The sequence below is a fragment of the Mediterraneibacter faecis genome (assembly GCF_055383675.1).
This window is the reverse complement of the sequence record NZ_AP043803.1, coordinates 596905-620767: the sequence shown is the minus strand read 5'-3', so window position 1 is coordinate 620767 and position 23863 is coordinate 596905. Positions and strand designations below refer to the sequence as shown.

Here is a 23863-nt window from a genome sequence, read left to right as displayed (position 1 = left end):
CACGGGCATGTTTTCTTATGATCCAATTGTCCAGATACGAACAGTTTATGCAATCAACATCCTTCTTGCCTCTTCACGGATGTTGATTGCTGCATTACGATCTCTGTCCATCTCATTTCCACATACACAGTGATAGACTCTTTCGGATAATTTCAGTTCTTTCTTTATCCTTCCACATTGACAGCATTTTTTACTGGAAGGAAAGAAACGGTCTACCTTTACTATTTTCTTTCCTTTCCACGCCAGTTTATAGTCTAACATTTCCCTGAACATTCCATATCCATTATCATGTACACTTTTTCCGAAATGCAGGCACTGACCCATTGCTTTCATATCGATATCTTCCACTGCAACTGCATCATAACTGTCTACAATTTTTCAGCTTAGCTTGTGCAGATAATCTCTTCGCTGATTTCGTATCTTTTCATGACATCTGGCAACTTTCTTTTTCTGCAGTTCATAATTATGACTTCCTCGTACGCATCTTGACAACTTTCGTTGCTCCCTCACCAGTCTTTTTTCGTTTTTTCTAAAAAATCCTGCTTCTTCCATCTCAATCTCTTCTGAAAACACCGCCATCCCCTGCATTGCGTAATCAATTCCAAGTATCTTTGCAGTACTGTAATCTGGTTCAGCTGCTTGGTTTTCACAACTGTCCCCTTCATACAACAAGCTTGCAAAGTATTTGCCGGATGGTTCCATACTGACTGTCACTGATTTCAGGCGAAGGCCTTTTGCTGGCTCCCTGTGTTTTTTCATGGCAATCCATTTTAATTTAGGAAGCCGGATTCGCTTACTTTCCACCAGGATATTTCCATTGACCACATTCGTTGTATAACTGTTTCTGGAATGATGTTTTGACTTGAACTTCGGAAATCCAATCTTGGGATCTCGGAAAAAATTCTTATATGCCTTTTCCAGATGAAGCTGGACATTTGCCAATGCTAGCGAATCTACTTCTTTCAAAAACGGATATTCCCTTTTATACATGGCTGGTGTGTTTTTTAACATTTTCTTTGTCTTTTCATACTCCTGGATCTTATCATTAAGCATCTGATTATACAAAAAGCGACAACAGCCAAATGTTTTGCCAAGAAGTATCTTCTGTTCTTCTGTCGGATAAATTCGGAAACGATATGCTATGTTCAATACTTTTTCTCTCCCTGGGTTTCAATGTATTGACGGATTACTTCTACTGGGGCGCCTCCAGCTGTTAACAGACAGAAGCTCTGACTCCAAAAGGCTTCTTTCCAAAGTTTTTCCCTGATTTCCGGATACTCCTTTTTCAATAGTCTGCTACTGGCACTTTTATAAGCATTGATAAATTTACTAACTTCCGTTCTCAGCTGCGCACGGAACATTACATGCACATGATCAATGTCATGATTCCATTCTTCCAGCACACCCCCATACCGTTGAGCAATATGTTCCCATATCTCTTTTGCTCTTTCTGAAATTGGATTATCAATGACTTTCCTTCGATATTTTACTACCATGATCAGATGATAATACATCAGATACACTGAATATGCATTATGATCTATTTTTTCTATGCAAATCAGTCCTCTCTCTAATAATCTATGTTTTCGACTGACTCTATTATACCACGGAACCCATTACCGAACAAATGTTCTTTTTATTTTGTGCAATTCATCTCCCACCTGCTGAGGAAGGAGAATTCTTGCTATATTATGTTAAAGATTATAACAGAATCTCCGTTGTTTTCCCATAAAAAAATACATCACCAAAGAATTTTGGAAAAAGATTTTTTTAATAGTACTACTTGCTATCTGCCGGGGAAAATGCAATACTATAAATTATAGTCACACTTAATTTTGTAACAAACGGAGAATCCCTCTATGATAAACAAGACAAAACATATTCTAGAAGAATCTCTGAAAAAACTAATGCTCGAGAAACCTCTCGATAAAATAACCATCCGCGATTTAACCGAAGACTGCGGCATCAGCCGTATGGCTTTCTACTATCACTTTAAAGATATTTATGATCTGGTCGAATGGTCCTGCCTGGAAGATGCAACCCGCGCTCTTGCCGGCAAAAAAACTTACGACACCTGGTCTGAAGGACTGGTACAGATTTTTGATGCTGTGTATGAAAATAAGCCATTTATATTAAATGCTTACCGCTGCATCAACCGGGATCAGATTGAAAGTTTCCTTTTTCATCTGACTTCCGATTTACTGATGAATGTTGTAGAGGAAAAAGCAGAAGACACCAGTATTTCTGAAGAAGACCGGCGCTTTATTGCCGATTTTTATAAATACAGCTTTGTCGGTCTTATGCTCGACTGGATCAAACAGGGAATGAAAGACGATTATGTCGATCTGGCACATAAGATCAGTATTACCATCCACGGAAGCCTTACGCATTCAATTGAAAATTTCTCATCACTTTCAGAAAAAGAGAATTCATAATCTCCATATATGATAATTCCGATAAGTATCTCATAAGTAAATATAGATGTTGAGGGCTAAAGCTCCAACTATGACGCTTTACAAAACTGGGCAAATGATAAGTTTTTTATCACTTGCCTCTTTTTGTAAATTGAAAATCTTCAAAAATGTCCATACTATAACTATAACAACTATACTTCATATCTCGTTATTTAGAGTAATTATGATGAGATGATCTCAAAACGAGACATGAATCCGTTTTTTCAGAAAGGTGGTTTTATTATGTCAAATAAGAAATCTAAACTTGCTGTAATCTCTGCAGTAGCAGCAGGAACAGGAACTGCAATTTATCTCGCACAGAAGGCAAAAAAAGAATCTGGTAATTCAGAATCCGGTAATTCTATTTTTAAGAAGAGTACTGTTGCCGATTCTTCCGTTCCAGATAACTATCGTAACACTGAACGCGGAAAATATGACCGCAACAGCAAAGGCATCTATTATTCCAACGGAAACTACGAAGCATTTGCACATCCGGAGAAACCGGAAGGTGTAGATCAGAAAAATGCTTACATCGTAGGAAGCGGACTTGCCTCTTTGGCAGCGGCATGTTTCCTTGTCCGTGATGCACAGATGCCTGGATGCCAGATCCACATTTTAGAAGCAATGGATATTGCCGGTGGTGCATGTGACGGAATCTATGATACTTCCCGAGGTTATGTAATGCGCGGTGGACGTGAGATGGAAAATCATTTCGAATGTCTGTGGGATCTCTTCCGCAGCATTCCATCCATCGAGACACCTGGTGTTTCTGTACTTGATGAATATTACTGGCTCAATAAACATGACCCGAACTATTCCCTTTGCCGTGCAACTGTAAATCGTGGCAAAGACGCACATACAGACGGAAAATTCAACCTCAGTCAGAAGGGCTGTATGGAAATCATGAAACTCTTCATGACAAAAGACGAAGATCTCTACGATAAAACCATCGAAGATGTCTTTGACGAAGAAGTATTTGATTCTACTTTCTGGCTCTATTGGAGAACAATGTTTGCATTTGAAAACTGGCACAGTGCTTTGGAAATGAAATTATATTTCCAGAGATTTATCCACCATATTGCCGGACTGCCTGATTTCAGTGCATTGAAATTTACCAAATATAATCAGTATGAATCCCTCATTCTTCCGATGCAGAGATACCTCGAAGATGCCGGTGTGGACTTCCAGTTCAATACAGAAGTCACAAATGTTGTATTCAAATTCGAAGGAGACAAAAAGATTGCATCTGCAATTGAATGTAAAGTAAACGGACAGGAAAGAGGTATCGTCCTGACAGAAAACGACCTCGTATTTGTCACAAACGGAAGCTGTACAGAGGGAACCATTTACGGAGATCAGAACCATGCACCAAACGGGGATGCCGAAGTCCGTACAAGCGGTGTATGGAACCTTTGGAAAAACATTGCCCGTCAGGATCCATCCTTCGGACATCCGGAAAAATTCTGTTCCGACATTTCCAAGACAAACTGGGAATCTGCAACAGTTACAACTCTGGATGACAAGATCATTCCTTATATCACAGACATTTGCAAACGTGACCCTCGCACCGGAAATGTTGTAACCGGCGGTATCGTCAGCTGCCAGGATTCTAGCTGGCTGTTAAGCTGGACGATCAATCGTCAGGGACAGTTCAAAGACCAGGATAAAGATAAGGTATGTGTCTGGGTTTATGGATTATTTACTGATGTGCCTGGTGACTATATCAAGAAGCCTATGAAAGACTGTACCGGAAAAGAAATCACAGCAGAATGGCTCTATCACCTTGGTGTTCCGGAAGATCAGATCATGGATCTGGCAGAAAACAGTGCAATCTGTGTACCGACAATGATGCCTTACATCACAGCATTCTTCATGCCACGTACAAAAGGTGACCGCCCGGATGTTATTCCGGATGGATGTGTCAACTTCGCTTTCCTCGGACAGTTTGCTGAAACTCCAAGAGATACTGTTTTCACAACAGAGTATTCTGTACGTACTGCTATGGAAGCTGTTTATGGACTTCTCAAAGTAGACCGTGGTGTGCCTGAAGTATGGGGAAGTGTTTATGATATCCGCGAGCTTCTCGACAGCTCTGTAAAACTTATGGACGGAAAATCTCCACTTGAGATCCAGCTGCCTGGACCGCTGAACGCACTGAAGAAACCGCTTCTGAAGCTCGTAAAAGGAAATGTAATTGAAAAGGTACTGCGTGATCACAATGTACTGAAGGACGGAATGTGAAAAGAACACTTGTTCTTTTCTCTGAAATATGCTATTCTATTTCTACCTGATCACGTAAGAAGAATGCCTCCCGGCATTCTTCTTACTTAAATGATTTGATACAAGGGTCAAAAGGTCATGCGTTTCTTGCTTGCATGAAAAAGCATGACTTATTGACCCGCAAAACACCGAAAAGTAGCCATTTTTCGTAGAAAAATGAGCGGATTTGAGGTGTTTTAGGATTGCGAGAGCATGAAATGCGAAGCAATCCGTGTATCATAGGGGTCAAAATACCTTTTGACCCCAACATCATGATTTCAGACAGCATATAGGAGAAACAGCAACACATGGATGGATATCAGTTCGAAGAACAGTGTGCGATCATACTAAAACGAAAACATTTTTCCAAAATAGAAGTTACTAAAAGTTCCGGAGATCAAGGCGTTGACATCATTGCCTTTAAACACAGAAAAAAATACGGGATACAGTGTAAATACTACACGTATCCCGTTGGTAACAAAGCAGTCCAGGAAGCTTATGCCGGTGCAAATTTTTATGACTGTGACAAGGTCATCGTAATGACAAACACAACATTCACCCGCTCCGCGATTGAACTTGCTGAAAAACTGGATGTAGAATTGTGGCCGGATTGCCCGGTCACACCTTTTTACAGTTTATTGTTCAAGATCATGGGATTATTGAACCTGCTTCTTTTCCTTTACGCGATCCTGACACTTTTTTCTGCAAAGTATGATTTTATTCATTTGCCGGTTTCACTTGATACGATATCGCTGGTGGCACTCCTGACAGCCTCTGCTTTAGGAATCTTCGGCTGGAAGTATCTCCTTTGTAATCTGATTACCGCCGGAGCTTTCATCTTCCTTGCGTTCCATGTTGCGCTTTCACCTGTATCTCTGGCAACAGATTATACATACACACAACTGCTCTCCTTAATTCCTGCAGTTGTATACATGCTTCATGCCGGGTGGCTGAAATTAAAGAAGATGAAAAAATAAAAGCTTATTCAAACCAGATTTCCGGATTCGTAGACGATACACTGGTTACTCCTGCCTTAAGAAGCGCCATTACATCTTCCTTCTCCCGGATCATTCCTCCGGCGATCACAGGTACCGGAAGATCTTTACAGATATTTCCGATCACCTTCGGCATCATTCCCGGAAGAACCTCTACCACATCCGGCTTTGCTGCCGTTACCTGTGTTTTCACATTTTCATAAGCCATAGAATCAATCAAAAATACACGCAATACCGTGAGCATTCCAAGTTCTTTCGCTCGATGGATAATTGTCGGTTTTGTAGAGATCACACCATCTGCTTCTGTATATTTTTCGATAAAATCTGCAGCGATATTCTTCGATGCCAGTCCATGGATCAGGTCTAGATGTACTACCGCCAGTTTTCCTGCTGCTTTTACTTTAGAAACAATCTCCGGAATTGTACAGATGTCTCCATATAAAATAAATACAACCTGGCTTTCACTTTTCAAACAGGCATCTACTCCTTCATCATCTTTTACCGCTGCAATCACAGGGGATACCTCCAACGCATCCAGAAATTTATAATTCATTTCAATTCTCCTTTGTTTCGCCAAGATCAAATGAATGCCAGACACAGAAACTGTGAACAACAGTACTTGTATCTGGCATCTGTTTCATAAATTATACTATATCTCCTTCACAATCGTCTAGTGTACTGCATCCACATTTCCGGCAGCTACGATATTTACACCTGTACCTGCCACATTTTCCAACACAATATCTCCAATGTGAACCGGAGCTTTGATCGTTACGCCGCGAAGCGCTGCGACACAGTCAAAAATCTTATCTTTTGGAATGTCATGCTCTGTCTTCACATTGATCATTGGTACTTTTCCGTCTGCGACACGAACTGTAGTCGTTACAATACGTGTTGGATCAGTTACTTCCTTTCTTGCATACGCCTCTCCACGTGGACACGTATTTCCCGTAACCGATGTAACTTTTCCATATTCCATTTTTACAACGATCGGACATCCCATCGGGCATCCGATACAGATTAATTCTCTCTCACTCATTTTCTTATGCCTCCTCGATCCGAATCGTAATCTTCTTTGTCTCCGGGTATTCTTCCAGTTTCTTTTTCTTCAGGATTACCTGCTCCATCTCACCCGGTGCCATCACCTGACGTTTCTTCTTACCAATCAGCCGATCATCAAAATACAGTGCAATCGCCTTATTCTTAAATACATCTCCGACACGGAAACGAACAGTCAGATTCTCTTCCATTTCGGAAGGTCTTACAAAGGATGGTACTGTGTAGCGCACTCCGCCTTCCGGAGAAATCGGAAGCATTTCTGCCTGCACATCCTTTTCTCCTGCCTTTATATAAGTGGCTGCGTTCTTTCCGGCTGCCGCTGCCTCCTGAGATACAAAATCCACAAGATCATGCACATGCAATACATTTCCACATGCGAAGATGCCGTCCACACTTGTTTCCAGCGAATCATTTACGACCGGACCTGAAGTAACCTGTGAAAGTTCTACTCCTGCGCTTTTTGAAAGTTCATTTTCCGGAAGAAGTCCACAGGATAAGAGTAATGTATCACAAGTATATCTTTCCTCTGTTCCCGGAATCGGCTTGCGGTCCGGTCCGACTTCTGCGATCGTAACAGCTTCTACACGATGCTTTCCTTCTATATCGATCACTGTATGACTCAGCTTCAGCGGAATCTCAAAGTCATCCAGACACTGTACAATATTTCTCTTCAATCCACCGGAATAAGGCATCAGCTCTGCAACCACTTTAACCTTCGCCCCTTCAAGTGTCATACGTCTCGCCATGATCAGACCGATGTCACCGGATCCAAGGATCACAACTTCTTTTCCCGGCATAAGCCCTTCCATATTTACCAAATGCTGTGCCGTTCCGGCAGAATAAATTCCGGCCGGACGATATCCAGGAATATTTAAAGCTCCTCTGGAACGCTCTCTGCATCCCATTGCCAGAATTACTGCCTTCGCCTGAAGGAGTAGAATTCCGTCCTCGCGATTTGTAGCTGTCACTACCTTTTCCGGAGAAATATCCATGACCATTGTATTTAATTTATATTCAATACCGCATTCTTCTACCTGCTCAATAAAACGTGCTGCATACTCAGGTCCTGTCAGTTCTTCTTTAAATGTATGCAGACCGAATCCATTATGAATACACTGCTGTAAAATGCCGCCGAGACTTTTATCTCTTTCTAAAATCAATATATTATCTATCCCGTTATCCTTCGCTGCGACTGCTGCCGCAAGTCCTGCCGGACCTCCGCCGATTATGATCAAATCATATGTTTTCATTCTATTCACCCTCCAGTTTTACGATAATTCCTTATTTTCACCTACGATAAATTCTGATCCAACGCCGTTTTTTCCAATCTGATCTACCCGCATTGGGACTTCTCTTTCCAAAATCTCCATAACCTTCGGGGAACAGAAGCCTGATTGGCAACGCCCCATGCCGGCTCTTGTCCGGCGCTTCACTCCATCCAGAGAGCGTGCACCAAGCGGACGGTGAATTGCATCCAGGATTTCTCCTTCTGTAATCATCTCACAACGGCAGATAATATTTCCATAAGCCGGATTTTCTTTGATCAGCTGATTTCTCTCTTCCAGAGAAAGCGTATCCGGATCTAAAATCCCATGTCTCACAGGATTAAAATCAGACTTTTCTTCTGCATTCAGAAGATCTCTCACAAGTTCTGCAACCGTAACACCGATTGCCGGTGCTGAAGAAAGCCCCGGAGATTCAATACCTGCTGCATTGATCAGTCCTTTTACATCCTCTGATTCTCCGATCACAAAGTCATCCCCGTCCTCATGTGCACGAAGACCGGCAAATGAAGTAATCACCTGACGAAGCGGAACATTCTTAACACTATGAGCGGAAACTCTTGCAATCTGGTCCAAGCCATTCATTGTCGTATTTACTGCACCCTTGTCTTCTACATTTACTGCTGTAGGACCTACAAGCAGATTGCCGTGAACTGTCGGTGTGACCAGTACTCCCTTTCCCATTTTCGACGGAAGCTGGAAGATTGTACTCTTCACATAATCTCCAACTGTCTTATCCAAAAGCATGTATTCCCCTTTACGGGCTGTGATATGAAGCTTTCTGTCTGAAAGCTGATTATTGATCTCATCAGCATAAACTCCTGCTGCATTAATAATAAGTTTTGTCTCGATTGTCTCATCAACACAGGTATCTGCGTGATGAACCTGAACTCTAAATCCTTCTCCTGTCTTTTCCAGTTTTTCAACTTTCGTATTCAGGAAAAACTGAACACCGTTTTCGTATGCATTTTCCGCATATCCCATTGTCATATGGAACGGACAGACAATTCCTCCGGTAGGCGCCCACAACGCACAGGTCACATCATCTGCCAGGTTCGACTCTTTCTCGATCAGCGCCTCTCTGTCTAAAATCTGAAGTCCAGGAACTCCATTTTTCTTACCTCTCTCCATTAAAACCTGAAGTCCTTCCGGATCCTGCTCTTTCGTACATACGACCAAAGAGCCGTTTCTCTTAAATGGAATGTCAAGCTCTTCTGCTATTGTGTCCATCATCGCATTTCCCATCACATTTAACTTTGCCTTCATCGTTCCCGGAACTGCATCAAATCCTGCATGGATGATCGCACTGTTTGCCTTGGATGTCTCATTACAGACATCCTCTTCCTTTTCAATCACACACGTATTCAACTTATATCTGGAAACCTCTCTGGCAATCGCGCTGCCTGTCACTCCTGCACCAATAATAACAACATCAAACATATCCATTCCTCTCCTTTATCACACAAAAGAGCAAGGCAAATAAAACGACTACCTGTCGTTTCATCTACCTTGCTCAAATCTCTGGTATCTAATATTCGTCTTTTCTTTATTCTAGCACATTTTTCAGAAGAATCAATCCCAAATATACTCAGAGTTACCTATGAACATCAGTATAGTTACTGTTCACACGATGGGGCGAGATGCATTCAAGCCAAAACATGCATCCTCCGTGTCAATCAGCGGAGTGATTGACACGGGAGTGAACAGTAACACTGGTTATGTTATTTCAGATGATCATATAAAAATCATAATTGACATTCAAAAATATGTAGTATATAATCGTTTTGTTCATCGGAGGGTGATTTGTTCGATCAGAAACAATAGCTGGATAAGATGGCAGACTGAAATGTCCGCTTTCTTATTCAGCTTTTTTGTTATCTGCCTGATTCGACTGAATTTTCAACAAAATCAATTATACAAGGAGGAATTTCAGTACATGGAAAAAAACACATCATTTACCGAAGGAAAAATCATGCAGCCGTTACTTCTGTTTGCAGTTCCTGTATTGCTGGCACTCTTTCTACAGGCTATGTACAGTGCAGTAGATTTGCTTATTGTTGGTAAGTTTGCATCTTCTGCTGATGTATCTGCGGTATCTACCGGTTCACAGATCATGACCACACCGTATCATAATTCACCGGCTTATAAAATGCTTTTTCTCTGCTTTCATGGTCCATCGGCCGATTTCCCAGCAGCCACATGGTCTTCGCTGCAACCGCCTCCGGTGTCATATCGTAAGACTCCAGTACATTGCACAGTTTTTTCATTTCATGTCCAACTTCATAAACCGTCATATCACTTCCCTCATGGGCAACCTGCGTGCACAGGACGATCATTTTTTCCGGATATTTCTGACAAAGTTCATAAAACATATCCTTGATACTGGACGGAATCCCACCGACGCCAAAACTCTCCACGATAATCGCATCGTAATGTTCGAAAATTACCGGAAGAAGCACCGGCTGAATACCAGGGATTAATTTTAATAAGAAAACACTATCACTTAACTTCTCATAAAACCGCACCGGTTTTTCATATGGCAGCATCGGCAGATACCGCAGAATCCGGCGATCCTGTATCACAGCCAGATACGGAAAATCAATACTGGAAAACGCGTTATAGCTCTTGGTCCGCACTTTTTTTGCTCGTGTTCCCGCGATCACCTTTCCGTCAAACACGATCTGTACCCCCTGGGAAGCATCGTCACAGGCATAGTAAAAGCTGTCCGAAAGATTTGTTTTGGCATCGGTAATATCCAGATTGATCGGACGCTGTGCACCGGTGATGACAATGGGCTTCGGCGAATTCTGAATCATATAGGAAAGTGCAGCCGCCGTATAGGCCATCGTATCGGTGCCATGCGCTATGATAAATCCATCAAATGCATCATAATGTTCCCGTATAACCTTTACCAGCATGCTCCAGTTTTCCGGCACTACATTGGAGCTGTCCAGATTAAAGGGCTGCACGGCTGTAATCTCACAAATCTTCTCCACCTCCGGGATATAAGATATCAATTCTTCCGGCGTGATCTGCGGAGTCAGACCATTTTCTGTTTTTTTCGATGCAATCGTACCACCGGTTGCAACAAATAAGATTTTCTTCATTGTTTTCCACTCCTTATTTCTGTATAATCATCACTATAAACAATTCCCCTGATTAACTGTTATACTCTTTATTTTTCTTGCTTTATTTGCACATAATTCTTATAATAACCATAGGTTACACTTATACTTTACAATATCATAACCAATGGTTATGATCAAGAGGTGATCACAGTGAAATTTCGTCCTGACCGTTTAATTCAATTAAGAACATCTATGAATATCAGCAAAGCCGAGGCCGCCCGCCAACTTAATATTTCCGCCATGACCTACGGCCGCTATGAAAAAGGAGAACGCGAACCCTCTTATCCGTCAGTATCTTATATTGCTCAGATTTTTCATTGCAATATTGACTTTTTATATGGAACTTCAGATGTCGTGAATTGTGATTATATCGTTATTTCACGTTCCGAATCTCCGGAGTTATATTCTCTGGTAGAAACTCTTCAGCAAAATCACGACATAAAAGACCGGATCCTGGCTTATGCAAGAGAACTGAACCGCAAAGAAAAAAGGGGATAAAAAAACAGTTTGTTTTTTATATAAAATATTTCCATTAAAACAAACTGTTCTTTAATTCCCACTAATTTTAATATGATTTTCCTATCATTTATCATTTCTTCTCGCTTAATTTTACCCATCTGTTTTAAAATAGCTCCACTCATTGTTTTGTCTAAATAGGCCGGATTTATTTTTCGTTTTGTATATGCCATATAACTGTCTTTTGTCTCTTCTATTAAAACTGCTGCAAAAAAACTTTCCCAGCTGAAATATTCTCCACTTACTTTTTCTTCCACAGCATTTCTTATATTTTTTTCCACTGCCACATGGACAGGGATCATTTGGATACACTTTCTTCTCTTTTACAATCGGCTGCTGAATCCCCATTCGTCCCATTCTGTCAGAATTTCATGTGTATCTTCATAGTCTATACACTGCTGTACCATGTTCCGTAACGCCTGCGTATATCTTTTTTCATCATAGGGCTGATTTTCTTTCATTACATCATAAATTTCTTCTATTACAATCGCACCTATTTTTTCTTTCGCCTCTCTCGCAGAATATCCTGCATCGATTAGTTTGTCATAAGATTCCTTTGTTACAGGCGGATTATTTTCTCTTATCTGTATAACTCGTTATCTGTAAATTTATCATCCATAAAATAATGTGCCACCAAAAGTCCTGTATCTGCAATATAACTTTTCCCTACCCATATCAGCATATACATAAAAGGCACTTTAATTCAACTATTTTTTCACAAAAAGGCAGTTACTTTGGTATGCTCTCTGAAAGGCATAATACCCCCGAGGATGTCAAGTCATTGCTACAAACTTTTTGACCTTTTTTCCTTCGATTTTCCCATAAAATCGTTGTTTTGGAACAGAGGACGTTATATTGTTGTCACAAAATCAGTGGGGAGGATGTAACGTCATTGTCATATTATCGCCACTTTCATTGCCGTTATCATCGCCATTGGCAATGGTAATGGCAATGACAATTCAACCTTTATAAAATAAGCTACATAAGCAAAACATTTTACAAAATACTCACCCGGTGGTTCATACCTCTGACAGTGCTCCATCACTCTCTATCATTTTGATCTCTTCAGCTGCATTCAAGACATTCAGCTGATATTCAGCAATCTCTTGTAATATTTTGAATCTTTCTCCTTTTTCTTTTCCTTCACGCAGCATCTGTGCATTATGTGATTCCAGATTGGATAGAACTGTTAATTCATTAATTGTTGCAAAATCTCTGACATTGTTTTTCTTTGCAAGTTCAGGATTTGCCTCTCTCCATGCTTTCGCCGTAAATCCAAATAATGCTACATTTAATATGTCTGCTTCTTCCGCATATGCCAGCCATTGAAGGTTTTCTCTGTAATTCATTTGAGGAAGCAAGTATCTTTTTACAGCATCCGTCTGGATCAGATAATTATTTTTACTTAAAAAACGTTTTGCATCCCATTCCTTTTGTTCAGAATTGTTTTCTTCTTCCTTTAACCGTTGAAATTCTTTTATCAGATATAGTTTAAATACCGGACTGATTGCAGATGCAAATTCAAATGCAATATCTTTGTGTGCATATGTGCCACCATATTTTCCACGTTTCACATATAATCCAATGGCATTTGTTTCATTTACCCATTCCGAAACACTAGGTGTAAAAGTCAATAACCCTGCTTGCTTTTTAAAGTGTTCGGATTCGAACACTTTAAAATTGGGATTATATATCTGTTCCCATACAGACAAATATTCCAAAGTACCACGATTTCTTAACCAATTTCTTACCACATCTGCTGCCCTGACAGAATCTGATTTAGCCTTAGCAATATCTGTAATGCAAATGTAATCATCTAACTTCTGTTTCGAAATTGAAATATGCACATTTTGTACTTCAATTACTTTATTCTTCATTCACATCTTCCTTTACAATAAGATCATCCATCTTTACTTTATACGCCAGTAAACGTAATACATAATCCGGCATCTTTCTGGTTCCTCGTTCCCACTCTGTTACTGTTCTGTATGGGATTTCAAAATATTTACAAAATTCCTTTCTGTTCATTCCGGTACTTTCTCGTAATTCTTTTATTTTATCTTTTATTTCCATTTTCTCTCCCCTTTTTCATTTACACATTGTGTATGTATCGTAACATATTTTTTCATTTATTACAACATCTATCATCTTCATTTTGGTATGCTCTCTGAAAGGCATAATCTTCCATACCCCAACTCCCCATTCGGCCACCTCTCATACCCCGGAATCTGTCTCGCCCCTCTCCGCAAATATGCTTTCACTTTCTCTCCATACAGATACGGATCATTCCCTTTCACAATCCCCCACTCCATCAAAAGTGCCGCGCTTCCTGTAGCAAAGGGCGTTGCAAATGAAGTTCCTGTGAACTCTGCATATCCTCCGCCTGCTACCGGAGCCATTACCCTCACACCCGGAGCTGCCAGATCAGGTTTGTTCGCATTTTCCCCCTCATATATCTGTGTCGGTCCTCGTCCGGAGAAGTCTGCATAGGAAAAGGTCAATGCATTATACGCTGCCACAGTAATAACAAGCGATGCAGTAGAAGGTATCGTAAGTGTTGTGGAACTGTCTGGCTTTAAAAATGCAGTGCCGATATTAAGTGCATTCTGTACCGGAAGCCACATTTGCCACAACTTATCCACAACCTGTCCTGGCATCATCTGTATTTTCCACACTCCGGCTGTGACAAATTCATTTTGTGGTAGAAAACTAATATAAATTTCCTGACGAACACTATATGGTTTTGGCTCTCCATAGTAAACCAGGAGTTCTGTTTCACCAATCTGTATTCTTTGTGTTCCTTCTTTTTCTTCCAGTCTGCCGGAATGATTTCCGGATGGATCGACAATTGTAATTGTGACTTCATCGACATAGGATTTCCAAATTTGCAGACTGAATGACTTCTCCCTCTGCTGTACTGCAAGTTGAACTTCTGTCATCACTCCTTTTCTATATTCACCTGCCGCATGTCCCGCTGTCGTTCCTTCATTTCCGCTTCCTACACAAATCACATTCTTCCAACGTTCAGATACTGTATTCAAATATCTTTCCAAAAGACTTGTTCCATCATGGGAACCATATGTATTCCCAAAACTGATATTGATCGCCACCGGCTTTTTTAACTCTTCCGCTTTTCTTACGATATAATCCACACCTCGCATCAGCTGGGTAGTTCTTGGGAATCCTGTTTCCCCTGCTCCCCCCATCTTTACAATCAGCAGATCTGCTTCGGGTGCAGCTCCTCGATATTTTCCATTCTTACTACCTCTTCCATTTCCAGCCGCAATCCCGGCTACTGCTGTTCCATGTCCACTGGTATCACGGCTTGGTACAATACGATACCTTTCTTCCCTGACTTCCATGCGTAGTGCTTCATTTATCTGTTCTGAAGTGAACTCTGTTCCGATATGATATCCTTCCGGCGGTTTACCGTTTTGTATCGTCTGATCCCATAAAGCAAGAATTCTTGTCGTTCCATCTGCATTTCTAAAATCAGGATTTTCATAATCAATCCCACTGTCTACAATTCCGATCAATACGCCCTTTCCCAGCAGTGGAAACGACTGTTTTTTCTGCTGATTATCCTCTAACCCCTCTTGCCCAATCGAAGAAAAAGAAGGCGCAGCCTGTACTTCATCAATACAGGACACACGCCTTCCATTCTCTACTTGAAAATATAAACTTTTCGGTTTTTCTATAAATTCTACTTCTGGAAATGCTGCCAGTTCTTTTATCTGACTTTCTTTTATTTGGATAATGGCATATCCACCTGTCAGTTCCGTCACATAAACAGCTCGTGTTCTTACTCGCTCTAACGTCTCGGAATACTTCACGATCAATTCCCATTCTTTTTCTTCCAGATCATACCCGATATCCAGACTCTCGCTTTTCTGACGTTCTTCTTCTGTGATATCTAATGCAAGATTCAATTGATTTTCTATTTTCTGGCTCATGAAAACTGCAACCTTACTTCATCTCTTATTTCTATGTTTTATGAAGTAATTCAGCTGATTATTCCATTTCCATCTCTAAGACAACCACCTCACAGCTTTTCAGATTCAGCCTGTTCTTTGTATAATCTACTGTCTCGTCCTTCTGGTTCGACAACAATACCTTTTTCACATCACCTTTTAACTCAATGCCTGCTGCATCTGTTCCGAAATTAGCTGCAACAAGAATCCATTTCGCTGCGTCTTTTCGATAAAATGCCTGGATATGATCCATTTCTTCATATTCCGGAATGAATTCTCCATAAGTAAATACATTTTTAAATTCATCTGATTTGCGCAATGCAATTAACTTCCGATAGTAATTCAGAACAGAATCCGGATTGTTTTCCTGATCTTCGACATTGATCTCTTTGTAATCAGGATTTATCTTTAACCATGCAGTTCCTTTTGTAAACCCGGCATTTTCCTCACTTGTCCATTGCATCGGTGTTCTCGCATTGTCACGGCTCATCCGATTACAAACTTCCATTGCTTCCCGGTCAGATAATCCGGCTTCACGGGCAATATGATACTGGTCTTTTGTACTGATATCATCGAATTCGTCAATGCTGTTCCACTTCGCATTTTTCATGCCTATTTCCTGTCCCTGATAAATGAAAGGAATTCCTCTGAGAAGAAGATTGACCGTAGCAAGCATCTTCGTTCCCTCCGGAGTCTGGGCATAAGCCGGAAGAAATCTTGACACACCTCTCGGTTCGTCATGATTCTCTATAATATTTGCTTTAAATCCATACTTCTGTGTTTCTATCTGAGACTGAAAGATTGCTTTTCTCCATTTAGAAAATTCCATCTTCGGAGCATCATACCATCCATGTTCTCCATCGCTGAGGCAATGTGCACTAAAGTCAAATATTGTTGAGAAATGTCCGTTTTCTCCAATAAATTCCGGTAATTCATCCGCTTTCATATTGAAGACCTCTCCTACTGTAAATGCATCGTATTTTTGGAATGTATTTTTCTTTAAGTCTTCCAGAAGTTCTCCAACACCATCTACACTTTCAACCATTTTCCAGCAGCCGGCCATGCCATCTGCCCCGTCCGGTTCAAAATCAGGAAATTTCAGATCTTTCTTGATATTAATGATCGCATCGATTCGAAAACCGGAAAGTCCCTTTTCCAGCCACCAGTTGATCATATCATAGAGTTTCTGTCTTAATTTCGGATTCTCCCAGTTCAGATCAGGCTGTTCCTTTGCGAACATATGAAAATAATATTTATCCGTTCCCGGCACCGGTTCCCAGCAGCTTCCGCCAAAATATGAACGATAATTACTCGGTGGATTTCCATTCTTTCCTTCTCGGAAATAGAAGTAATCTGCATATTCTCCTTCCGGATCCGCTAATGCTTTCTGAAACCATTCATGTTTGTCAGAACAATGATTAATTACCAGATCCATGATAATATGCATGTTTCGCTTTTTCGCTTCCGCCAGCAATTCATCAAATTCTTCCATCGTTCCAAATTCTTCGGCAATTGCATAATAATCTGCAATGTCATAGCCCTGATCTACAAATGGTGATTTATAGATCGGTGATAACCATATAATATCAATTCCAAGCTTTTTTAAATAATCCAGTTTCGATATGATACCTCTCAAATCTCCGATTCCATCTCCATTTGTATCAAGAAAACTCTTCGGATATATCTGATATGCTACCTTGTCATGCCACCACTTTTTTTCCATATTATCATCCTCTTTCATATCATTTTATTTGCCACTCACTGATGTAACCGTATTGCCAGTTCCCATCTTCTGTATTATACTGCTATTATATGATTGTATTCGTATGAATTCTTGCATTATTTTTTCATTATATAACACAATACTGCTATTTTAGAAGGAGATCCGAATGAACGTTCCACATTCACTCATATTAGAGCAAAAAGAAAATGCAAAACATGGAGAAGTATTCTTTCCGATCCAAAAATATATTACAAAACTTAACTTAAATTCCCCGGTCATTATGACTCACTGGCACGAAGAAGCAGAACTCACTTTGATAACAAAAGGTTCCTGTATTTATCAAATTGATTTAGTCGAGTATGAAGTAAATGAAGGTGATCTGTTATTCATTCCACCACTGCTTTTACATTCGATCCGCCTGAATGGAACTGATAATTTCTGCTCAGAAACCTATGTGTTTCATGTTAACTTTTTAGGGGGAAATGCAACAGATATATGCTCCACCCGTTATCTTACACCTATGATAAATCATGAATTGACCTTGCCTTATCATATTTCATCCACACACCCTGCACATCATTCTCTTCATGAATGCTTTATAAAAATGGCTTCACTCTATACGGAACAAACATTTGGATATGAAATTGCCCTGAAATCAGTCCTATTGCAGGCACTGTTTCTCCTACTTCAATATAGCACCACGGAGTCTGCAACTATTTCTGCTTCTTCAGATAAGCTGAAAAATGTACTCGATTATATCGATCTCCACTATGCTGAGCCTCTCACAATTTCTGAACTTGCAGAGCTTTGCTATTTCAGTGAATATCATTTTATGCGTTTTTTCAAAAAGCATATGAACATGACCTGCATCCAATATATTAATAATGTCCGGCTCGAAAAAGCAGTAGAATTATTTGAACATGGAGAAACTTCCATCCTGGAAGTCTCACTCTCCGTTGGCTTTCATAATCTTTCTTATTTTCACAGAGCCTTTAAAGCCAAATATCACATGACACCATTATCTTTTATCAAAAGACTGAATTAATGTTTTGCTTTAAGAAAAGCAGCGGCCGAAACTTCCATTTTCAGCCGCTGCTCCTATAAATTCAATCTTCTATTTTTTCTTTCTTCATCTCTTCTTGATTAACTTTCGAATCAATACTACCAACAGAATAATGATCAGAATAAGAACCAGAACGATACCAACGATCATCACTGAAAACTTATTCGGATTCTTCACGAGATCGATCACCTTTCTGCTTTCATCTACAACTTTACGTCCATGTGTCGTCTCATAATACTCCGGCACATTTGAAATGCCGTTGCCATCTGTATCATCAAAAGACTTCATATATCTTGCGATCGCATCCCATGCTTTCAGTTCCTTATCGCCTTCCATGATTGCCTGATCTTCCAGATTCTCGATCGGATTACCATCCTTATCCTTCGGCTCGATCTTCAACAGACCATAAGACATTTCCATTACAGAGCCAAGCATCTGTCCGGTATAAAGATCTGTCACAACTCGGTATAACTGGTCATCCTGGATCTCGATTTGCTCTCCATCTTCTCTTGTCAGATAACAGTCTGTTACTTTATTCAAGATCATTCGATGCGGATTGAATGTGAAATTCAGCCCGCTGCAATATAATCTTGCAGTTGTCATAAAATCGGAAACCGAAGCGTCTACTTCTGCTGCCAGTTTCAATTCTTTACCAGTCAGATAAACATCAATCAACGGATATCCTGCCAGTCCGTCTTTTCCTATTCCAAGTGAAAATGAATTATATACATCTTCTACAGTGATATTTCCTTTCGTATATGTGTCGCGCACACAGCCGCTTGGAACAACAGCTACATCCACCGGCGTTCCATTATAGTCTTCTGAATGCTCTACAGAATAGATATACGAATCAGACATAATATCTCCAAGATTCAGTTCTTCATGCTTCGCCTCCATTTCTTCGAGACTGTTGAATTCGACATCATTCTCGGCAAGAACTTCATCTCTTGTATATCCGAAATTCGTCAGATAATTAGTATCTACTGTATCCATCAGCGCATCGATCCGCTCTTGTGTCGCCTGATCCGGCTCAATATCTTCAGATACCGGAATCAACTCATAGGAAGTCATCTCCCAACGACCATCCTGTTTCTGTGTCATGGAAAGTGATCCAAGATTTCTTGCGTATTCTCCACAGGATACAATGTAAGTATTTCCGTGCTGAATAGGCTCTTTTAACTCGGAATGTGTATGTCCGCTGATGATCAGATCAAGATCCGGTACTTCTTTTGCAAGGATCTCATCTTCTGATTTTTTCTCGTCCTCCCAGGTTCCGCTGTGAGACACACAGGCAATCATATCTACCTTTTCATTCTTCTTAATCTCTTCTACCGTTTTCTTGACTGACTCAACCGGATCTTTAAATAATAATTCGCAAGTCGGTGCACATTTTAAGGCATCTACTCCAAATACACCTACTACAGCAATTTTTACATCACCTTTTTGCACAACAACATAATTCTTCACACCATAGTTTTCAAATGCTGACTGAATCTGTTTCTGACCTTCACTCAATCCGTTCATTTCCATGCTGTCCCAATCAACATTACACACGACAAGACTCGGTACCGTCTCGCCGGAATTCTTCGCCGCTGTCAGCATGTCTGCCAGTCCCTTGGAACGATAATCATACTCATGATTTCCAAAAGTTGACACATCACATCCGAGATATCCCAGCATCCTAAGTTCCGCTGCTTCGGTATCATAAACTGTCTGGATCAGCGTCCCCATTGAAAAATCACCGCCGTCCAGTATCAGTGTATCTGGATTCTCTTTCTTCTTCTCGTCAATCAGAGTCTTTAGCTTCGCAAATCCGCCGACTTCTTTCTGTTCTCCATCTACAATTGTTGAAAAGCTGTTTAAATGAGAGTGTGTGTCATGCGTAAACAATACATCTAACTGTTTGCTTTTTTCTGCCGCTTCTGCTGGAATATTCATTACAAATGGAAGGAGCATTGTAATGATCAGAAAGAGCGCCAGAATCTTTTTTCCTCTTTTCATAAGTTCTTTTCTCCTCTCAAAACTCGTGGTCACTGGGCTGAAAGCCCCGAAACTACGGTATTTATTTCAGCGACTACATATAGTCGCTGTAGTTACTTATATTCTGTCAGTTCCTCATAATCAAGATCTTCAAAATTAATTGCAATATTCTGCTCTTCGTCCACGCCATGCTGTTTTAGATAATCTTGATAAATCTCCAATAGTATTGATTTTCCACATCGTCTCACCTATGATAATGTAAAAAGCAATAATATTCAATAGTTTTTGCATCGCAATGTAAAAACTATATGAGTTTTATTGTTTTTTGCATTCTATTAACTTTTATAGATTCTATTATTTTTCTAAAATTTTATAATTTTATTACTAGACTAAGGCAAATCGATTTTATTTTCTCTTAATTGCATTCCTTTGCATTCAGTGTTAGAATTTATATTATTGCTCTAAGATTTTTTACTGCAAAAATAAACAGGGATAAAAGGATAAAGATACTATGTTTCAGATTTTTGTTGACTCGGCAGCCAATCTGCCGGCTGTAACTGCAAAACAATACGATATTAACGTGATTTCTTTCGTCAATCTTGTTGACGGCAAAGAGATTACCTGTTTTGACCCGGATCTTTCACCAGAGGAAGAACGTCAGAAAGGAACCGAATACTATCAGGCCATGAGCAGGGGCTGCGAAATCAAAACCGGACTGATCAGCACTGCTGCCTTTGAGGAAGCATTTCGAAGCGCACTCGAAGCAGACCAGGATGTATTATATTTCTCACTGAGTAAAAATATCAGTGGTACTTACAATTCCGCAAGATTAGCTTCGGAAGAGCTGTTAGATGAATTCGGAGAGAAACACAAGATTCGTCTGGTCGACTCTCTCAATGCCTCACTTGCCCAGGGAATCCTTGCCGTCTATGCAAGCGAGATGCGTACCAAAGGAATGTCTGTGGATGAGGTCGCTGATACTCTGGAATATTATGTTGGAAAAATGAACGGAGTCTTCACTGTCGGGGATTTAAAATATCTTTCCCGCACCGGAAGAATCAAAGGAAGCGTTGCCACCATCGGAAATGTTCTTAAGATCAAACCAATCTTACGTGGAAACAAAGATGGTTATATCGTTTCTTACAAGAACTGTCGCGGACGTAAATCCGCACTGAACGAACTGGTCAATCTGGTCTGTGACAACATTGTAGAGCCAGAAAAGCAGATTCTCGGAATCGCACATGCAGATGCATATGAAGATTCGCTTTACATCATGGACAAGATCCAACAGAAAATCAAAGTGCGTGATTTTATAAATACTTCTTATGATTTCTGTACCGGAAGCCATGTCGGACCGGATACGATTGCACTTTTCTTTATTGGGAAGGACAGGGAACTTTCATAAAGTATGTAGATAATAAAAGAGGAACAAGCCCATTGGCAATACACATGCCACCTGCTGTTCCTCTTCATTTATAAATCTGCCCGTTTTTTCAAAAACTTCTGAAATGCCTCATTGCCTAAAATCCAATGTGCAAATCAAGAAAACCAGGAAGAAAATATCCCTGTGGGTGCTTACATACCGGACATAATGCGGGTGCTTCTTTCCCTTCGTAGATGTGACCGCAATTTGTACAGATCCATTTTTTTGTTCCATCCGCATTTTCACACATATAAAACGTATTATTCTCCAGGCTGTCTGCAATCTTACGGAATCTTTGGCTATGTGCTGCTTCTATCTCTGCAATCTGCTGAAATGTTGCTGCTACCTCAAAGAATCCTTCCTGTTTCGCTACATCTGCAAATGCCGGATACACATCCTCTGCCTCTTCCTGCTCATTATGTTCTGACGCACGCAACAGCTGAACCAGAGTCTTCGTCTCATCTACCGGATAACTTCCATCAATAAAGATATTCGTTCCTGATGCTTCTTTTAACAATTCATAGTATCTTCCCGCATGTGCCCGCTCCTGATCTGCTGTGTATAAGAAAATGTCTGCAATTGCAGGTTTTCCTTCTTTCCGTGCCTGCTCCGCCGCAAATGTATAACGGTTTCGCGCCTGTCCCTCTCCTGCGAACGCACGCATCAGATTTTGTTTTGTCTTGCTTTCTGAAAATAAACCAGCCATGTCATATACTTCCTTTCTTCAGATCTTCTACTCTTTTCTAAAAGCTAAATTCATCCAAATCAGTATATGTCATGACTGTTTTTTTCATTCACCCGTCCTAAATATTCATAGGAATTTTTTTATTTAATTAAACCCGATCAATCTTCTTGCAACCGTATACGCAAGTGAAGACACTCTTCTTCCTGATCTTCCCGGAAGATTCATCGTCTGTCCAAGAATTCCATAACGGATCTTCATATAAGTCCTATAGTCTTTTTTCTTCAGATAAGCCCACAGTTCTTTCTTCTTCTCGAGATTCTCTTTCTTCTTAGAGCGAATGCATAAAATAGAAGAAACTGTCATCATGATTGCCAAATAATTCACCATATATTTTCTCAGCTTCTTGCTTCCGATCAGACGAAGCTCATACATGGAGATCATTTTCTTCGTTACGAAAAGCTGCTGGTCGATTCTGCTGATCATCACCTTCTCATTGACTGACTGATCCTCACGTCCGATGAAATATCTGTAAAGATCTACATTCATGTAATAAAGTGTACGTACATGTGGCAACGGATAATATACATAAATATTATCTACATAAAATGTATGCTTCGGTAATTCCAGCTGACAAAGCTTAAGCATCTCTGTACGGTAAATTACAGAATGCATCAAGATATACTGATCCAGACGGAAATGTCCGATATCCTCCCATTTAAAAATCTGATTCTCCGGAAGAACGTTATCGTAACGAATGACTTTCTTATGCGTCATGCCAACCTTCTCATATACATAGTTCGCAATGACCATATCTACTTCAGACTCATCTTTTACAAATCCTTTGACTGTGTCAAGAACCTTTAACAGTGCTTCCTCGTCTACCCAGTCATCACTATCTACAACCTTAAAATACTTTCCTGTCGCATGCTCCAGTCCACAGTTCACTGCATCTCCATGTCCACCGTTCGGTTTCGCAACTGCTTTTACGATCGTCGGATATTTTTCCTGATATCGCTCTGCGATTTCCTGAGTTCCGTCTTTTGAACCGTCATTCACTACAATGATCTCAACATCCTCGCCCCCAACAAGAATGGAATTGATTGCCTTTTCCATATATGCTTCTGAATTGTAACATGGAATTGCAAATGAAATATATTTCATTGTTTAACCTCCATTTTTTAATGCCCGCCTACGGCGTCGCTTCCTTTTCTTTTACGCTCATTATAGCATCTTTTCGACTTATTGTTGTAAATTTTCTTTTTTTCAGCTATAGTAATAACGAATCATTAATATATTATTGAGTTCTTAGAATATATTGACAACAG

20 protein-coding genes and 2 pseudogenes are annotated in these 23863 nt (G+C 40.3%); 6 read left to right on the top strand and 16 right to left on the bottom strand.

Annotation, left to right across the window (positions count from 1 at the left end; genetic code table 11):
- Window positions 1-45: 45 nt before the first annotated feature.
- Both ACZ47Z_RS02995 and tnpA read right to left on the bottom strand, forming a co-directional pair.
- A pseudogene (locus tag ACZ47Z_RS02995) lies at window positions 46-1149 on the bottom strand (RNA-guided endonuclease TnpB family protein).
- Entirely contained in the window at window positions 1146-1553 is a 408-nt protein-coding gene (gene tnpA / locus ACZ47Z_RS02990; protein ID WP_464526041.1) for an IS200/IS605 family transposase, read from the bottom strand. Before tnpA ends, ACZ47Z_RS02995 begins: the two are co-directional and overlap by 4 nt.
- 306 nt (window positions 1554-1859) lie before the next feature.
- On the opposite strand from tnpA, the gene ACZ47Z_RS02985 reads away from it, so the two are divergent.
- The 3 genes from ACZ47Z_RS02985 (at window position 1860) to ACZ47Z_RS02975 (ending at window position 5689) form a co-directional block, all read left to right on the top strand.
- The gene (locus tag ACZ47Z_RS02985) at window positions 1860-2435 is read left to right on the top strand and encodes a TetR/AcrR family transcriptional regulator (RefSeq protein ID WP_464525863.1); all 576 of its coding nucleotides are present in this window, start codon (window positions 1860-1862) and stop codon (window positions 2433-2435) included.
- Between the two features lie 261 nt (window positions 2436-2696).
- Window positions 2697-4694: an oleate hydratase gene (locus ACZ47Z_RS02980; RefSeq protein WP_464525862.1), complete on the top strand. Its 1998-nt coding sequence runs from the start codon at window positions 2697-2699 to the stop codon at window positions 4692-4694.
- Between the two features lie 326 nt (window positions 4695-5020).
- A complete protein-coding gene (locus ACZ47Z_RS02975; protein ID WP_464525861.1) occupies window positions 5021-5689 on the top strand; it encodes a restriction endonuclease in 669 nt (222 codons plus the stop codon).
- 4 nt (window positions 5690-5693) lie between these two features.
- On the opposite strand, the gene ACZ47Z_RS02970 is transcribed toward ACZ47Z_RS02975, so the two are convergent.
- From ACZ47Z_RS02970 to ACZ47Z_RS02950, 5 genes are all read right to left on the bottom strand, one after another.
- Complete coding sequence (locus ACZ47Z_RS02970) at window positions 5694-6260, bottom strand: glycerol-3-phosphate responsive antiterminator (protein WP_464525860.1); 567 nt, start codon at window positions 6258-6260, stop codon at window positions 5694-5696.
- Between the two features lie 117 nt (window positions 6261-6377).
- A complete protein-coding gene (locus ACZ47Z_RS02965) occupies window positions 6378-6746 on the bottom strand; it encodes a DUF1667 domain-containing protein (RefSeq protein WP_054753212.1) in 369 nt (122 codons plus the stop codon).
- A 4-nt stretch (window positions 6747-6750) separates the two neighbouring features.
- A complete protein-coding gene (locus ACZ47Z_RS02960; protein ID WP_464525859.1) occupies window positions 6751-8016 on the bottom strand; it encodes an NAD(P)/FAD-dependent oxidoreductase in 1266 nt (421 codons plus the stop codon).
- An 18-nt stretch (window positions 8017-8034) separates the two neighbouring features.
- On the bottom strand, window positions 8035-9489 hold the full coding sequence (locus ACZ47Z_RS02955) for an FAD-dependent oxidoreductase (protein ID WP_464525858.1): 1455 nt from the start codon (window positions 9487-9489) through the stop codon (window positions 8035-8037).
- Window positions 9490-10160: 671 nt separating this feature from the next.
- On the bottom strand, window positions 10161-11156 hold the full coding sequence (locus ACZ47Z_RS02950) for an asparaginase (RefSeq protein ID WP_117541094.1): 996 nt from the start codon (window positions 11154-11156) through the stop codon (window positions 10161-10163).
- A 171-nt stretch (window positions 11157-11327) separates the two neighbouring features.
- Here ACZ47Z_RS02950 and ACZ47Z_RS02945 point away from each other — a divergent pair, with 171 nt between their 5' ends.
- On the top strand, window positions 11328-11675 hold the full coding sequence (locus ACZ47Z_RS02945; protein WP_464525857.1) for a helix-turn-helix domain-containing protein: 348 nt from the start codon (window positions 11328-11330) through the stop codon (window positions 11673-11675).
- A gap of 261 nt (window positions 11676-11936) precedes the next feature.
- Here the strand turns inward: ACZ47Z_RS02945 and ACZ47Z_RS02940 are convergent.
- The 6 genes and pseudogenes from ACZ47Z_RS02940 to ACZ47Z_RS02915 form a co-directional block, all read right to left on the bottom strand.
- Window positions 11937-12017: pseudogene (locus ACZ47Z_RS02940) on the bottom strand (SEC-C metal-binding domain-containing protein); the annotation flags it as partial.
- Window positions 12017-12154 (bottom strand): hypothetical protein, encoded by a 138-nt coding sequence (locus ACZ47Z_RS02935; RefSeq protein WP_181986626.1) that lies wholly within the window; start codon window positions 12152-12154, stop codon window positions 12017-12019. The pseudogene ACZ47Z_RS02940 and the gene ACZ47Z_RS02935, both read right to left, overlap by 1 nt.
- A 558-nt stretch (window positions 12155-12712) precedes the next feature.
- Window positions 12713-13570 carry a KilA-N domain-containing protein gene (locus ACZ47Z_RS02930; protein WP_117827324.1) on the bottom strand — a complete coding sequence of 286 codons (858 nt, stop codon included), beginning with the start codon at window positions 13568-13570 and terminating at the stop codon, window positions 12713-12715.
- Complete coding sequence (locus ACZ47Z_RS02925) at window positions 13560-13766, bottom strand: helix-turn-helix domain-containing protein (protein ID WP_054753198.1); 207 nt, start codon at window positions 13764-13766, stop codon at window positions 13560-13562. The genes ACZ47Z_RS02930 and ACZ47Z_RS02925 overlap by 11 nt, the downstream gene beginning before the upstream one ends.
- A 77-nt stretch (window positions 13767-13843) precedes the next feature.
- Window positions 13844-15646 (bottom strand): S8 family peptidase, encoded by a 1803-nt coding sequence (locus ACZ47Z_RS02920; RefSeq protein ID WP_464525856.1) that lies wholly within the window; start codon window positions 15644-15646, stop codon window positions 13844-13846.
- Between the two features lie 58 nt (window positions 15647-15704).
- On the bottom strand, window positions 15705-17387 hold the full coding sequence (locus ACZ47Z_RS02915) for an alpha-glucosidase (RefSeq protein WP_464525855.1): 1683 nt from the start codon (window positions 17385-17387) through the stop codon (window positions 15705-15707).
- A 166-nt stretch (window positions 17388-17553) separates the two neighbouring features.
- Here ACZ47Z_RS02915 and ACZ47Z_RS02910 point away from each other — a divergent pair, with 166 nt between their 5' ends.
- Window positions 17554-18432, top strand: a complete 879-nt coding sequence (locus ACZ47Z_RS02910; protein ID WP_464525854.1) for an AraC family transcriptional regulator — start codon at window positions 17554-17556, stop codon at window positions 18430-18432.
- Window positions 18433-18516: 84 nt separating this feature from the next.
- Here the strand turns inward: ACZ47Z_RS02910 and ACZ47Z_RS02905 are convergent, their stop codons facing one another.
- Window positions 18517-20451, bottom strand: coding sequence for a bifunctional metallophosphatase/5'-nucleotidase (locus tag ACZ47Z_RS02905; RefSeq protein ID WP_054753194.1), 1935 nt, complete (start codon window positions 20449-20451; stop codon window positions 18517-18519).
- Between the two features lie 490 nt (window positions 20452-20941).
- Here ACZ47Z_RS02905 and ACZ47Z_RS02900 point away from each other — a divergent pair, with 490 nt between their 5' ends.
- Window positions 20942-21835 (top strand): DegV family protein, encoded by an 894-nt coding sequence (locus ACZ47Z_RS02900; RefSeq protein WP_117915883.1) that lies wholly within the window; start codon window positions 20942-20944, stop codon window positions 21833-21835.
- 115 nt (window positions 21836-21950) lie between these two features.
- Here the strand turns inward: ACZ47Z_RS02900 and rbr are convergent, their stop codons facing one another.
- On the bottom strand, window positions 21951-22559 hold the full coding sequence (gene rbr, locus ACZ47Z_RS02895) for a rubrerythrin (RefSeq protein WP_054753190.1): 609 nt from the start codon (window positions 22557-22559) through the stop codon (window positions 21951-21953).
- Window positions 22560-22682: 123 nt separating this feature from the next.
- Complete coding sequence (locus ACZ47Z_RS02890; RefSeq protein WP_054753189.1) at window positions 22683-23699, bottom strand: glycosyltransferase family 2 protein; 1017 nt, start codon at window positions 23697-23699, stop codon at window positions 22683-22685.
- Window positions 23700-23863: the final 164 nt, after the last annotated feature.

Coding starts and splice junctions, on each gene's coding strand:
- ACZ47Z_RS02955 (WP_464525858.1), bottom strand. CDS start 9,489: ATGTTTGATGTTGTTATTATTGGTGCAGGAGTGACAGGCAGCGCGATT.
- ACZ47Z_RS02985 (WP_464525863.1), top strand. CDS start 1,860: ATGATAAACAAGACAAAACATATTCTAGAAGAATCTCTGAAAAAACTA.
- ACZ47Z_RS02930 (WP_117827324.1), bottom strand. CDS start 13,570: ATGAAGAATAAAGTAATTGAAGTACAAAATGTGCATATTTCAATTTCG.
- ACZ47Z_RS02905 (WP_054753194.1), bottom strand. CDS start 20,451: ATGAAAAGAGGAAAAAAGATTCTGGCGCTCTTTCTGATCATTACAATG.
- ACZ47Z_RS02920 (WP_464525856.1), bottom strand. CDS start 15,646: ATGAGCCAGAAAATAGAAAATCAATTGAATCTTGCATTAGATATCACA.
- rbr (WP_054753190.1), bottom strand. CDS start 22,559: ATGGCTGGTTTATTTTCAGAAAGCAAGACAAAACAAAATCTGATGCGT.
- ACZ47Z_RS02965 (WP_054753212.1), bottom strand. CDS start 6,746: ATGAGTGAGAGAGAATTAATCTGTATCGGATGCCCGATGGGATGTCCG.
- ACZ47Z_RS02900 (WP_117915883.1), top strand. CDS start 20,942: ATGTTTCAGATTTTTGTTGACTCGGCAGCCAATCTGCCGGCTGTAACT.
- ACZ47Z_RS02890 (WP_054753189.1), bottom strand. CDS start 23,699: ATGAAATATATTTCATTTGCAATTCCATGTTACAATTCAGAAGCATAT.
- ACZ47Z_RS02960 (WP_464525859.1), bottom strand. CDS start 8,016: ATGAAAACATATGATTTGATCATAATCGGCGGAGGTCCGGCAGGACTT.
- ACZ47Z_RS02975 (WP_464525861.1), top strand. CDS start 5,021: ATGGATGGATATCAGTTCGAAGAACAGTGTGCGATCATACTAAAACGA.
- ACZ47Z_RS02950 (WP_117541094.1), bottom strand. CDS start 11,156: ATGAAGAAAATCTTATTTGTTGCAACCGGTGGTACGATTGCATCGAAA.
- ACZ47Z_RS02935 (WP_181986626.1), bottom strand. CDS start 12,154: ATGAAAGAAAATCAGCCCTATGATGAAAAAAGATATACGCAGGCGTTA.
- ACZ47Z_RS02910 (WP_464525854.1), top strand. CDS start 17,554: ATGAACGTTCCACATTCACTCATATTAGAGCAAAAAGAAAATGCAAAA.
- ACZ47Z_RS02980 (WP_464525862.1), top strand. CDS start 2,697: ATGTCAAATAAGAAATCTAAACTTGCTGTAATCTCTGCAGTAGCAGCA.
- ACZ47Z_RS02915 (WP_464525855.1), bottom strand. CDS start 17,387: ATGGAAAAAAAGTGGTGGCATGACAAGGTAGCATATCAGATATATCCG.
- ACZ47Z_RS02970 (WP_464525860.1), bottom strand. CDS start 6,260: ATGAATTATAAATTTCTGGATGCGTTGGAGGTATCCCCTGTGATTGCA.
- ACZ47Z_RS02925 (WP_054753198.1), bottom strand. CDS start 13,766: ATGGAAATAAAAGATAAAATAAAAGAATTACGAGAAAGTACCGGAATG.